Source organism: Bradyrhizobium sp. UFLA05-153, from assembly GCF_054185185.1.
Genome location: NZ_JBBIAM010000012.1, coordinates 75,405 through 88,083 on the forward strand (window position 1 = coordinate 75,405; position 12,679 = coordinate 88,083).

Annotated in this window: 12 protein-coding genes; 6 read left to right on the forward strand and 6 right to left on the reverse strand. The window is 63.9% G+C overall.

All coding sequences use genetic code 11. From position 1 onward, the window contains the following. Window positions 1-209: 209 nt before the first annotated feature. Window positions 210-1,826: a sensor histidine kinase gene (locus Q2941_RS10045; RefSeq protein WP_458192342.1), complete on the reverse strand. Its 1,617-nt coding sequence runs from the start codon at window positions 1,824-1,826 to the stop codon at window positions 210-212. A 294-nt stretch (window positions 1,827-2,120) separates the two neighbouring features. On the opposite strand from Q2941_RS10045, the gene Q2941_RS10050 reads away from it, so the two are divergent. After that, complete coding sequence (locus Q2941_RS10050; RefSeq protein ID WP_458192343.1) at window positions 2,121-2,588, forward strand: hypothetical protein; 468 nt, start codon at window positions 2,121-2,123, stop codon at window positions 2,586-2,588. A 258-nt stretch (window positions 2,589-2,846) separates the two neighbouring features. Here Q2941_RS10050 and Q2941_RS10055 read toward each other — a convergent pair whose 3' ends face one another. Next, window positions 2,847-3,266, reverse strand: coding sequence for a CHRD domain-containing protein (locus Q2941_RS10055; protein ID WP_458192344.1), 420 nt, complete (start codon window positions 3,264-3,266; stop codon window positions 2,847-2,849). A gap of 154 nt (window positions 3,267-3,420) precedes the next feature. On the opposite strand from Q2941_RS10055, the gene Q2941_RS10060 reads away from it, so the two are divergent. Next, window positions 3,421-4,347 carry a c-type cytochrome gene (locus Q2941_RS10060; protein ID WP_458192345.1) on the forward strand — a complete coding sequence of 309 codons (927 nt, stop codon included), beginning with the start codon at window positions 3,421-3,423 and terminating at the stop codon, window positions 4,345-4,347. Here the strand turns inward: Q2941_RS10060 and Q2941_RS10065 are convergent. Beyond that, a complete protein-coding gene (locus tag Q2941_RS10065; protein WP_027528612.1) occupies window positions 4,344-4,589 on the reverse strand; it encodes an Lrp/AsnC ligand binding domain-containing protein in 246 nt (81 codons plus the stop codon). The genes Q2941_RS10060 and Q2941_RS10065 overlap by 4 nt on opposite strands. Before the next feature lie 154 nt (window positions 4,590-4,743). Between Q2941_RS10065 and thiD the strand changes: the two genes are divergently transcribed. The 4 genes from thiD to Q2941_RS10085 all read left to right on the forward strand — a co-directional run bounded on the left by thiD (window position 4,744) and on the right by Q2941_RS10085 (window position 8,666). Continuing rightward, window positions 4,744-5,544 carry a bifunctional hydroxymethylpyrimidine kinase/phosphomethylpyrimidine kinase gene (gene thiD / locus Q2941_RS10070; protein ID WP_458192346.1) on the forward strand — a complete coding sequence of 267 codons (801 nt, stop codon included), beginning with the start codon at window positions 4,744-4,746 and terminating at the stop codon, window positions 5,542-5,544. A 227-nt stretch (window positions 5,545-5,771) separates the two neighbouring features. Continuing rightward, window positions 5,772-6,584: a UDP-2,3-diacylglucosamine diphosphatase gene (locus tag Q2941_RS10075; protein WP_254111606.1), complete on the forward strand. Its 813-nt coding sequence runs from the start codon at window positions 5,772-5,774 to the stop codon at window positions 6,582-6,584. Then, complete coding sequence (locus Q2941_RS10080; protein ID WP_458192347.1) at window positions 6,584-7,627, forward strand: glycosyltransferase family 4 protein; 1,044 nt, start codon at window positions 6,584-6,586, stop codon at window positions 7,625-7,627. The genes Q2941_RS10075 and Q2941_RS10080 overlap by 1 nt, the downstream gene beginning before the upstream one ends. A 55-nt stretch (window positions 7,628-7,682) precedes the next feature. Next, window positions 7,683-8,666, forward strand: a complete 984-nt coding sequence (locus Q2941_RS10085) for a threonine/serine dehydratase family protein (protein WP_027528616.1) — start codon at window positions 7,683-7,685, stop codon at window positions 8,664-8,666. 158 nt (window positions 8,667-8,824) lie between these two features. Here the strand turns inward: Q2941_RS10085 and Q2941_RS10090 are convergent, their stop codons facing one another. The 3 genes from Q2941_RS10090 to Q2941_RS10100 form a co-directional block, all read right to left on the reverse strand. Next, window positions 8,825-10,642: a caspase family protein gene (locus Q2941_RS10090; RefSeq protein WP_458192348.1), complete on the reverse strand. Its 1,818-nt coding sequence runs from the start codon at window positions 10,640-10,642 to the stop codon at window positions 8,825-8,827. Window positions 10,643-10,777: 135 nt separating this feature from the next. Beyond that, the gene (locus tag Q2941_RS10095) at window positions 10,778-11,131 is read right to left on the reverse strand and encodes an ADP-ribosylation/crystallin J1 (RefSeq protein ID WP_458192349.1); all 354 of its coding nucleotides are present in this window, start codon (window positions 11,129-11,131) and stop codon (window positions 10,778-10,780) included. Window positions 11,132-11,325: 194 nt separating this feature from the next. After that, window positions 11,326-12,666 (reverse strand): hypothetical protein, encoded by a 1,341-nt coding sequence (locus tag Q2941_RS10100; RefSeq protein WP_458192350.1) that lies wholly within the window; start codon window positions 12,664-12,666, stop codon window positions 11,326-11,328. Window positions 12,667-12,679: the final 13 nt, after the last annotated feature.

Consider the following 12,679-nt stretch of genomic DNA (forward strand, 5'->3'; position numbering starts at 1 on the left):
AAACGATAGTCCGGCGAGGCACAGCAGTGCTGCCAGCAGGCCGGCTCGCAGCACAATCATGGATTGCTTCCTCTGGGCCCGTCAACGTTAGCCGAGCTCGATCATGCAGGCGAGAGAAAAGTGGGCCGTGAGCTGAGTTTAGAATTCGCCTTCGACGACGAGCACATTTCGGCCCGTCCGGCCTGATTGAGCGCTTTGCTCCGCAGCCGTCATGTTGCGGATTCAACGGGTAGCTCGATGACGCACTGCAAGCCGTCAGGCCGCAAATCGAACCGCGTCGTCGCCCCAAGCTGTCCGGGCAGTGCCTGTTCGAGCAGCGTCCGGCCGAACCCGTGTCGATGCGATACGACCAGCTCGGCGAGCTTGCGTCTGCGTTCGCTCCATTCGAGACGCAGGGCGGGCTTGTCGGTGCTCGCCAGCTTCCAGCGGATCTCCAGGGTGCCGCCGGAGCCGTTGAGGACACCGTGCTTGATGGAGTTCGTGCCCAGTTCATGCAGGGCGAGCGAAAGCATCTGCACGGAATCCCGAGGAAGGGCCAGGTTCGGACCTCCAATCGAGACGTCGGAGGAGTCCGTTACGCCCAGCGAATTCATTTCCATGTGCACGAGCTCATCAAGGCCAATCGCTTCCGACTCCTCGCGGGAGAGAAGGCCCTGAACCCGCGAAAGCGCGCCCAGGCGCCCGTTGAAGTCGCCTGCATAATCGTCAAGCGACGTGCTCGTCGCGCGTGTCCGTTCCGAGATTGACCGGACCACAGCGAGCAAATTGCGACTTCGGTGCTGCAATTCTCGCACCAGAAGCTCCTTGGCTCGCGCGGAGCGCTGTTCCGTCTCGATGCTCCGGAGGGCCGATATTGATCCCGCCAGCTCGGCGGCGACCAGCATCAGGAAATCAAGATATTCTGAATCGAGATGCAGGCGCGAATTGGCGCCGATGAGCAACGCGCCCACCAGGTTGTTACCGGGGCTCTTGCGCAAAAGCGGCAATGCGACGAGTTGCGTCGTCGGTTCAGGCCAGCTGCCGCCCGGCAGCGCGAACCGCGGTTCGGGCGATCGCTCGATGATCCGCAGCGCGCGCGTCTTGAGGACATTGACGATGCCCCATACATCGTCGGGTGATAGGGCCGACAACGAGGACGGAAACAGGGCGCGATCGATCTGGCTTGCAGCGACAAGCCGAGCGTGCCCGCTCTCGTCGGCGATGTACTGAACGGCGAACGGGATGTCGGGATTGTCGGAACAGAGCAGATCCAGGAGATTCTGACAGGTCTCCTCGATCGTCACGTCACCCGTCGTTGCTTCGATCGTCGCCTTTGACAATGCACCCAAGACACGCATCCGGCGCTCGGTCAGGATGCGCGCGGTCGTTTCAACGACGGCCGTGAGGACGCCGACGATCTTGCCGGTGGCATCGATCAGCGGACTGTGTGAGTACGTGAAATAGCATTCCTGCATGTATCCGTGGCGGTCGCTCGCCAGCAGCAGGTCTTCCGACCAGCTCGCAACGCCTTTGAGCGCGCTTTCGAATTGTTGACCGACTATCGGCCAGGTGTCGGGCCAGGAGTCCGCGCCTGGTCGGCCGAGGCCATGGGGATGCTTGGTCTCGCCGAGGATGGGCTGCCACGCATCATTGTACAGCATGATGAGCTGCGGCCCCCACCAGACGACCATGGGAAAGCGGGAATTGAGGCAAGTTGCGACTGTTGACTTGAGCGTGTCCGGCCATTGCGCGGGTACACCGAGCGGTGACGTCAACCAGTCGTGCGCGCGCATCAGCGCGCCCATCTTGCCGCCTCCGTTGAGGAAATCGGTCGAGTGCCCGCCCATGACCTGACCTTGTCACGTGCCCGAACGGTCGCTTGGCCCAGCCATTCAAACGGCAATCCGGCGCGAACGCTGCATTGTGTTCGAAAAGTCGGCCGCCTGCGCAACGCGTGCGACCAGCGACCATAACCCGAAATCACCAGTCAAACCATCGAATTTCGCCAGGCCAAGGCGGACTGCGCATCGGCGTCCGGTGCTGATCAATTTCGATCAAGCAGACGATGCCGACGCGTGGCACACTGCGCATACTCTATTCGTCGACAGCACATTGGTTCAGCAACAGCGGTCGAGACTCACATGTTCCGCGTGACGGCAGACACATTGCAGGCCTACCTCGATTTCGATCCAGAGCGAAAGAATGACCTGGTCAACCTTCACAAGCTGATCGTCCAGGCCGCTCCGGCTCTCAAGCGGTTTTTCCATAAGGGAACACAAGCGGGAGAGGCGGGTATGCGGATGAAGATGATCGGCTATGGAAAATTTCGCTATGCGATCAAATCCGGGAAGACCACCGAATGGCCGGTGATCGGTGTTGCTCTTCAGAAGAACTACATCAGCGTCTACGTGGCGGTGACCCGGCAAGGCGCGCCGATCGTACCCGGATATGCGGGACAACTCGGCGAATTGCGAATGGGTGGAAACAACTTCAGTTTCGAGAGGTTCGATGACCTGAAGCAGAAGGCGATATCGCTGCTCTTCACGGAAGTTGCCGACATCTTCACGTCGGATCCGAACAACCCTGTTCGATACATGCAAGGCTCGTGACGTGCCTCGCGGGAGTGAGAGGATGACGGCGAAACACCTTGCTCCGTCATTGCGAACCAACGGGTCCGCGCAACGCGCGGCCCGATGACAGGCTCCGCGAAGCGATCCAGACTGCTGCCGCGGAAAGATTCCTGGATTGCTTCGCTGCGCATGACGACGTTGAAGCAGGTTCGCGCCACCTCTTCGGTCGTAGGCCGGAAAAAGGCCGGACGCTCTTGCGAACGCCCGGCCTCATTTCGTGGCAAGATAATGCAGCGCTTACTTCGTCACCTGGCCGCGGATCTCGCCGCCCGGGTTCGCTGCGGTGTGGATGTTGACGTAGTATTTGCCGCTGAGCAGATCGGCGGCTTGCGCGTCGGTGAGCGTCGCTTCGCCCTTGACGGGGCTCGACGCCGCATTCGGGATCGCGACCGCGACGCCGGCATTCTTGCCGGTCTCGGCCGGGCCGTGGAAGTGAGCGGCGGTCGCGGGGCCCGAGAGCCCGGAATAGGTGACGGTCCAGGAGAGTTTCTTGCTGGCGGCGTCATAGTCCAGATCGGCCGTGCCGGTGCCGCTTGTGGTCGTCGCAGGCACCTCAGCCTTGCCGTCCAGTGTCGCCTTCAGTTTCTCCGCGCAGGCGGGTCCGGCAAACGCAAATGCAGCCGTCAGCGCGAGTGTGGCAAAAAGGGGCTTGTTCATGGTTCTCTCCCTGTTGACCTCGAAAGGTGGCAAACCTCCAAACAGTGCGATTTGGAATTTATTCCCGTCGGGCGTTCAAACCATCTAAATTATTCGTGGCTGGAGCGGCCGCGGCCACGCCTTTAAGTTCGCCGGACATCGACGGATCTCACGAATGTTGCGACGAACAATCATTGCTGCGCTGCTTGCCGCCGGTCTCGGCCTCGCGCTCTATTGGTGGCTCACGGCGCCGGTCGCACTGGCGCTGCCGGCGACCTCGCGCGCGCCCGATCTTGTCAACGGCCAGGAGCTCTTCAACGCCGGCGGCTGCGCGGCCTGCCACGCTGTGCCGAACCAGCCCGACCGCCTGCGGCTCGGCGGAGGCCTTGCCATCGGCTCACCGTTCGGCACCTTCTACGCACCGAACATCTCGCAGGACCCAAGCGACGGCATCGGACGCTGGAGCGAGGTCGATTTCGTCAATGCGGTGATGAGGGGTGTTTCGCCTGATGGCTCGCACTACTTTCCGGCGTTTCCCTATACGTCCTACGCGCATGCGAAGGTGGACGATGTCCGCGATCTCTTTGCCTATCTGAAGACGCTGCCCGCCGTGTCGGGCAGGGTGCGCGATCACGACCTGCCGTTTCCGTTCAACATCCGCCGCAATGTCGGGGTCTGGAAATGGCTGTTCATGGACGGCGCGCCGTTCGTGGCGGATGCTGCGCGCTCGCCGCAATGGAATCGCGGCGCCTATCTCGTGAACAGTTTTGGCCACTGCGCCGAGTGCCACAGCCCGCGCAATCTGCTTGGCGGCCTCATCACGTCGCAGCGCTTTGCCGGCGGCCCCAGTCCGGAAGGCGAGGGATGGGTGCCGAACATCACGCAAAAGGGAATCGGCGACTGGAGCGAGAAGGACATCGCCGATTTCCTCGAGACCGGCGACATGCCAGAGGGCGACAGCGCCTCCGGCGCGATGCGGCCCGTGATCAAGAATCTCGCGCAGCTCACGGCCGAGGACCGCGCCGCGATGGCCGAATATCTGAAATCGCTGCCGCCGGTCGAGGGACCCAAGCCGCCGCCGAAGCGGAAGGAGGGCGGCTAGCGGCCGCCAAATGCCTTGAAGGTGATGATGGTGAGGGTGTCCTGGATGCCCGGCAGGATCTGCACCTTCTCATTGATGAAGTGGCCTATGTCGGTGTCCTTGTCGACATAGAACTTCACCAAGAGGTCGTAGTGACCCGCCGTGGAATAGATCTCGGAGGCGATCTCGGCTTCGGCGAGCGCGTTGGCGACCGTGTAGGACTGGCCGAGCTTGCATTTGATCTGGACGAAGAAAGGAACCATCGCGGCTACTCCGAAGGCATGATTTGGCGGCTAATAGGCCAAAATCGGCCGGCTTTAGCAAGCGAACTTGCTGCCCCGGGCGCAAGCCAGCTTGCTGCCCCCGGATCTGCGGGTTAGGACAGAACATGGCCCCGATCCAACGAAAAGCCGCGCCATGACGACGCCCACAGCGCTGACCATCGCCGGCTCCGATTCGAGCGGTGGCGCCGGCATCCAGGCCGACCTGAAGACCTTCGCCGCGCTCGGCGTCTATGGCGCCTCCGCGATCACGGCGCTGACCGCGCAAAATACCAAAGGCGTGACCGGCATTCATGCGGTGCCCGCCGCATTCGTGACCGCGCAGATCGATGCGGTGTTCTCCGATCTCGATGTCCGCGCGGTCAAGATCGGCATGGTGGCGCAGGCGGCCAGCATCGATGCGATCGCCTCCAGCCTGGCGCGATGGTCGCCGCCGCATGTCGTGCTCGATCCCGTGATGGTCGCGACCTCCGGCGACCGGCTGCTGGCCGAAGAAGCCGTCGAGTCGCTCTGCAAAAGACTCATTCCGCTTGCATCGGTGATCACGCCGAACCTGCCCGAGGCCGCCGCGCTGCTCGATGAGTCGGTCGCAGTCAGCGAGGCCGCGATCGAGAGCCAGGGGCGCCGCCTGCTCGCGCTTGGCGCTCGCGCGGTGCTGATCAAGGGCGGGCACGGGCGGGGCTCAGAGAGCATCGACTATCTCGTCAGCGCGGATGGCTTGATAGCGCTCGCCGCGCCGCGGGTCTCCACCAAAAATACCCATGGCACTGGCTGCTCGCTGTCGTCTGCCGTCGCAGCAGGTCTCGCCAAGGGCGAAGACCTCGCGACCGCCGTGCGCAATGCCAAGGCCTGGATCAGCGCGGCGATTGCGGCGGCCGACCGCTTCAGCGTCGGTCACGGCCACGGGCCGATCCATCATTTCCACAAGTTCTATTGACGTCGGCCGCGATGGCGGCGGCAGCCGCGCGCGGCCCGCTGGCGTTAACCAATAAACCTATTGGTTCCCGGAGTTTTGCGGAGGCGTCTGCGACGCCATGTCGCCTGATTGTCGCATGCGGCTGATATCCGCGGGGAGGGCGAGGCAAAGTTTGATTCGTATCTGAGGGTGCCTCACAGGTTCAATCGGTCATCCCCCTGTCACGGGACATTGTTACAGGCTGATGCATGGGAAGTTACGATATGAGTGACGAGAGTCCCGAACGGCGCTTTCGGACCTTGTTCATCTCCGACGTTCATCTCGGGGCCCGCGGTTCGCAAGCCGATCTTCTGCTCGACTTCCTGCGCTACCACGATGCCGACACCATCTATCTCGTCGGCGACATCGTCGATGGCTGGGCGCTGAAATCAGGCTGGTACTGGCCGCAATCGCATAACGATCTCGTCCAGAAACTGCTGCGCAAGGCGCGCAAGGGCGCCAAGGTCATCTACATCCCCGGCAATCACGACGAGTTTCTGCGGAACTATTACGGCACGCATTTCGGCGGCATCGATGTGGTCGAAAACACCGTCCACACCGGCGCGGACGGCAAGCGTTACCTCGTGATCCACGGCGACATCTTCGACCTCGTGGTGCAGAACGCGCGCTGGCTCGCCCATCTCGGCGACAAGGCCTACGATTTCGCGATCCAGGTGAACCGGCTCGTCAACTTCTTCCGTCGCGCCTTCGGCGTGCCCTATTGGTCGCTGTCGCAATGGGCGAAGCTGAAGGTCAAGAACGCCGTCAACTATATCGGCGCGTTCGAGCAGGCGCTTGCCGCCGAAGCACGGCGCCACGAGGCCGACGGCGTGATCTGTGGCCACATCCACTATGCCGTGATCCGTGACGAGAACGGCATCCGCTACATGAATTGCGGCGACTGGGTGGAGAGCTGCACCGCCTTGGCCGAGCATGACGACGGTCAATTCGAGATCATCACCTGGGCCGACCAGTTGCGAAAGGCCGCGCCGGTCGTGCCGGTGGCCGCAAGAGCTGCGTGATGCGCATCCTGGTCGCGACCGACGCCTGGCACCCGCAAGTCAACGGTGTGGTTCGGACGCTGACCAAGCTCGCCGACGCCGCGAAGGCGCTGGACGTCGAGTTCAGCTTCCTCACCCCGCAATCGTTCCGTACCTTCGCGATGCCGAGCTATCGCGACGTGCGGCTCGCGATGCCGCGGCCAGCGAAGATCGCAAAGCTTATCGAGGAAGCGCGTCCCGACAGTATCCATATCGCGACCGAAGGGCCGATCGGCCTCATGGTCCGCCGCTATTGCCGGCAGCGCAAGCTGCCGTTCACGACGAGCTTCCACACCCGCTTTCCTGAATATGTCCGGGCCAGGGTGCCGGTTCCGGGATCGCTGATCTGGCGGGCGCTGCGCCGCTTCCACGCGCCCAGCCGCGCCGTGATGGCGGCGACCCCGGCACTGGCGCGTGAGCTCAGCGAGCGCGGCTTTGACAGTGTCGTGCTGTGGCCGCGCGGCGTCGACAACAAGCTGTTCTATCCCCGCGCCATCGATCTCTGCTTTCCCGCGCCGGTGTTCCTCTGCGTCGGCCGCGTCGCGGTGGAGAAGAATCTGGAAGCATTCCTCGACCTCGATCTGCCCGGCACCAAGGTGATCGTCGGCGACGGCCCGGCGCGCGCTGGCCTGGAGCAGGCCTATCCCCAGGCGATCTTCTTAGGCGAAAAGCACGGCGAGGCGCTGGCCGAAATCTATGCCGCGGCCGACGTGTTCGTGTTTCCGAGCCGGACCGACACCTTTGGCCTCGTGCTCCTCGAAGCGCTGGCGAGCGGTCTGCCGGTCGCGGCCTTCCCGGTGAAGGGGCCGCGGGACGTGATCGGCGATGCACCGGTCGGGGTGCTGGACGAGGATCTGCGCAGCGCCTGCCTCGCCGCACTCGACATTTCCAGGCAGGCCTGCGTCGAATTTGCCGCCAATCATACCTGGGAGGCCTCGGCGCGCGCCTTCGTCGACAGCATCCGGGCCGTCGGCGCCGTGCTGCCGCACGCAGGCGGACGGGAACAGCCGCGCTTCGTCGCCTGATACTCTCACGCGGCGGTGTCTTCCCAGCCGTGGGCGGCCGGGATACAAATTACCCATGACGGAACAGCCCCTCCCGGTCGGACCCGCCGACATCGATGCCGCAGCGCGCGTGATCGCGCCCTTCGCCATCCGCACCCCGCTTTTGTCCTTTCCTGTGCTCAACGAGCTCGTCGGTGCAAAGGTGTTCCTGAAGCCGGAGATGTTGCAGCGGACCGGCTCGTTCAAGTTCCGTGGCGCCTTCAACAAGGTGTCCTCGATCCCGCAGGACAAGCGCAGCGGCGGCGTGGTCGCGTTCTCGTCAGGCAATCACGCCCAGGGTGTGGCGGCCGCGGCAAAGATCCTCGACATGCAGGCGACCATCGTGATGCCGTCGGATGCGCCGCTCTCCAAGCGCGAGCGCACCAAATCCTACGGCGCCGAGGTCGTGCTGTACGATCGCGACCGTGACGATCGCGAAGCGATCGCACGCGGCATTGCCGAGAAGCGCGGCGCGACGCTGGTCAGGCCCTATGACGATCCCTACGTCATCGCAGGGCAGGGTACCGCGGGCCGCGAGATCGCCGAGGACATGGCGGCGCTCGGTATCGCGCCCGATATCGTCGTGGCGCCGGCCTCCGGCGGGGGCCTGATCGCGGGCGTCGCGACCGCCGTGAAAGCCCGCTATCCGCAGGCCCAGCTCGTCGTGGCCGAGCCCGAAGCGTTCGACGATCACAAGCTCTCGCTCGCCGTAGGTCACCGCGAGGCGCATGCGCCCGCAGGACGCACGATCTGCGACGCGCTGATGGCGCTGATCCCGGGCGAGATGACCTTTGCCATCAACGGCAAGCTGTTGTCGCGCGGCGTCACCGCATCGGACGCGGAGGTCGGCGCGGCCGTTGCGTTTGCCTATCGCGAGCTGAAGCTGGTGGTCGAGCCCGGCGGCGCCGTCGGCCTCGCCGCGCTGCTCGCGGGGCGTCTCGATGTTGCCGGCAAGAACATCGTCATCGTGCTCTCGGGCGGCAATGTCGACGCCGATTTGTTCGCCGAGCTCGTGGCCTGATTCTTTGTCGGTTGGTGTGAGTCGAAGAGCTCCGTTTACCTCTCCCCGCTGGGGAGAGGTAAAAACCGAGATCGTACTTAATCACACGCGACCCTGACATGGGAGAGAGGGCGGAGCATCGCTGCTCTGCCCTTCGTCATTGTTGCAGTTCGTGATGATCAGTGCATGAAGCCGACGCGGCGATTCATGCCGGCGTTCGCCGGTGCCTGATTCATCGTCTGGGCATATTGCGGCTTGAAGTTGTTGTTCATCGCGCCGCCGCCCATCCGGTTCGGCATCGTGTTGAGCTGCGGATGGTTGGTCCGCGCCTGGATGTTGTTCGGCGGATTGTTGTTCTGCTTGACGATACCGGTATTGCCGTTGCTGGTCCGGATCGGCTGGTTCTGCCTTTGCACGTTGTTGGTCTTCACGTCGATGTTCTTGATGTCGACGTTCGAACCGCCCTTGCCCGCGGTCGTCACCGGCAGGGTCACGATCTTGCCGGTGTTGCTGGCGTTGTTGCCGGCATTCGTGGTGTTGGTTACCGGCAGCGTCACGATCTTGCCGACGGTCCCGTTGTTGGTCGTGCCATTGGTCGGCGCAGGCAGGGTGACGATCTTGCCCGGAAGCTGCGACGGCGTGGTGTTCGGCTGGTTGTTGGAAGGCGGCGTGCCGATCTGGCCGCCATTGCCGAGCTTGCCGATGACGTTGCTGTCGATCGGGATCGGCTTGTTCTGCGCGCCGCCATTGCCCTGCTGCGCGAGTGGGATGTACTTGGTCGGACCGAGATTGCCGAGCTTCAGCGTCGGCGCGATGGTCTGCGGCGCGAGGAAATGCGTCGCCTGCATCAGCGGGATCTTCTTCGGCTCGACCTGGAGCTTCAATGCCGGCGTCGCATAGGGGCTGCTGGCGTAGCTGTCGTGGAAGTTCTTGTAGGCGAGCGGCGAGTTGGCGAGAACGGCCTTGTGCCAGGCTTCCACCATCAAGAGGTTGGCGAGCAGCCAGCGGATGTGGTCGCACAGCGGGTCGTGCGGGTACATCCGGACGAACTCCTGATAGTACTCAGGATTGCCCTCGGAGAGCACGTAATCGTAGGCCTGCCGCGCGGAGCGGCTCGGCAGGTTGGACGCCATCTGCACGACCGGCGACTTCACCGGCGGGCGGTTGGCGGCAACCGCGGTGTCGCCGAAGAAATAGAAGTCGCTCGTCAGCGATGAGCTTTCCCACGGCGTCTGCTGGCCGTCGGTGGTGTGGTTCACCTCCAGCCGCACCCGCTTGAACAGCTGCTCGATCGGCACGTTCGGTTCGCGCGCGACGTTCAGGAAGGCCTGGGTGTAGGGACTGTGACCGCCCCGGCCGTCGAGTGCCTCCGCGCCCGGCGCAGTCGAGTAGCCGACGATCGAGCCGTTCGGCGCGTCGACGATGGCAAGGCCACGACTGGCGTCGGTCAGGTATGGGAACGGATTGTTGCGGCAGGCATCGAGAATGACGATGCGCATGCGGCTCGGGATCGTCTCGAGCGTCGACATCACGTCGACGAGGCGCACCGAGTTGTTGACGAGCTCGGTGGGGCTCGAGACCTTTGCATCGACCGGCACGAGATAGTTCTCGCCGGCAAGCTGCACGCCGTGACCGGCGTAGTAGACCATCGCAACTGTGTTGGGTCCGCGCGCGGCGACCTTCGCGGAAAAGTCCTGCACGACCCTCAGCATGTCATTCTGGGTCAGGTCGGTCGCGGAAATCACCTCGAACCCGGCGGAGTTGAGGAATTGCGCCATCGACTGCGCATCATTGTCAGGGTTCGCGAGCTGCGGCGCGTTCTGGTAGTTCGAATTGCCGATCACCAGCGCGACGCGCTGCTCCGGGCCTTGCAGCGCGGTAGGCGCGGCATTGCCCTGCTCGACGATCGCGGTCTGCGCGGAAACGGGACTGCACGCAAAGCCGAACAGGCTTCCGAGCAGGCCCGCATACATCAGCAACGATTTGAAACGGAACATAAGCGTGCTCCCCTAGGGACTAATCTCGATGTGAGATTGGTTGCGGGGACGCTAGACCGCGTTCAGGGGAGAGGGACGTGATGCCGGTCACCCAGGCGGCGGACGTGATCTGGGTCACGCTGGCGCCGGCCGTGGTTAGGGAAAGCTCCTGACAACCTCGATCAGCCCGACGATGGCGGCATTGAATGCGTCGAGATCTTGTGCAGGGATCCAGTATTCCAGATGGGATCGACCGCCTGCCTCCTGCACGTCGTACCTGTCTAAATAGCTCCGCTTGATCCGGAAGCGCGTCACGAAGCCTGCGCCGCTCACCGGCACATTCCAGTCACGCGCGATCTTGATCGCGTAGTCCTCGGTCAAGACCGGATAGAAGATCGGCTGGTCCGGCAGGCGCGGTGGGAAGTTACGCGTGCCCGCTTGTTGGATCAGCTCAAGCTCCTTCGGTCCGACTGGCCGCCAGAGGGTGAGAGTGTCTTCGTCAGCCGGCATTGTTGGGCCTGTTGGATGAGCTCGGGCTATTGCGGTGACAGTTGTTGTAGCGCGCTGTCTCAAGGCCGTCATTGCGAGCGGAGCGAAGCAATCCAGAATCCCTCCGCGGAAAAGTCTGGATTGCTTCGCTCCGCTCGCAATGACGGAGCAAGATGCGTCAGCGTGATTCTCCGACTGACACGAACCCGCTGCGTTTACGAGAAGAACGCGATCTTCTCGGCCTGGGTCATGCGACGGATCGGCGCCAGCGGATCGTTGGCGGCTGCGCGGGGCTTTTGCAGCATGCCGCTCGCAAGGATCGTCGAGCCGAGCGACGGCTGCTCCGGCAGCGGCGAGGGCATGGGAAGGGGCGAAGTCTGCGAAGCCGCCTGTAGCGTCGCATGTAGAGCTGCCAGGGCCTCTGCTGGCGCCGGGCGCTCCATGATCGCGACCGCGGGCTCGAACGGCGCGACTGGCGCGATCGATTGGGCTGCGATCGACTCGGGCAAAGCTGGCTCTTGCAAGACCGGCTCCGGCAAGACTGGATCGGACAAGACTGGCTCGGACAAGTCTGGCCCGGCGGCGACGGGCGCCTCGACAGCGGCTGCGACTTCAACAGGCTCGGCGATCGCCTCGTCGAACTCGGGATCGGGCGCGGCCATCTCCACCGCGATCCGCTCGAGAATGGCTTCGTCTTCCGCCTCGGCTGCGGCATCGAACGGAAGCTCGTCGGCGGCGTCCGCGAGGGGGGCGGGCTCGGCAACGCTCTCTTCGATCGCGACGCGGCCTTCGGCGACCTTAGCGATTCCGGTCTCTCCAGCGACGTCCATCGCCTCATTGATGGCCGTCTCATCGGCGACCTCGGCCGCAGCAACTGTGGCCTCAGGCTCGGAAACTGTCGCGACCGCCCGCGGCATCTCCGCTGCGGGCGGCTCGCTTGCCGCCATCGCCGCCTCGGCATCCGCCATCGCGAGCATCTCGGGCGCCGGAGCAGGTGGGGGGTGAGTCGCCGCCGCGTCTCCCGTTTCGACCCGCTCGATATGGTCCCTGAGCAGATCGAAGGCGGCCTTGAGGTCGGTGCGGGGGTCGATCGTCGAAGTCTGACCGCAGGCGGCCTCGATGGCCGCGAGCTGCGAATCAATCAGGTCGCAGATTCGCCCGTCGGCGCCGATCTCGCGCCAGCGCCAGGAGATCTCCTTGATGATGCGCACACCGCGGTGGATCGGCCCGAGGCTGGTCTCGAGCAGAGCGGGATCGAACGCCGCGATCGCGATCGTCTCGGCCTCGCGGATGGCGCGGCGGATCGCCACGAGCGCCTCGGGCAGCCGGTCCTCGACGACGGGTTGGCGCTGTGCTGCAAGGGTTTCCTCGATCTTTGCGACCGCGTCGAGCACCATGCGCGTGTCGGCGTTGCGGTTGCGCTTGGCGTATTCGCCGAGGAACCAGCGGCCGCGCGCGGTCTCCATGAAGGCTTCGCGGATCGCATCGTAGTCCTGCTCGTTCGGCTCGGCCGCGCGGGCAGACATAGGCGAGAGGGCGAATGCTTCAGTGGCCATGGCAATCTCGTCG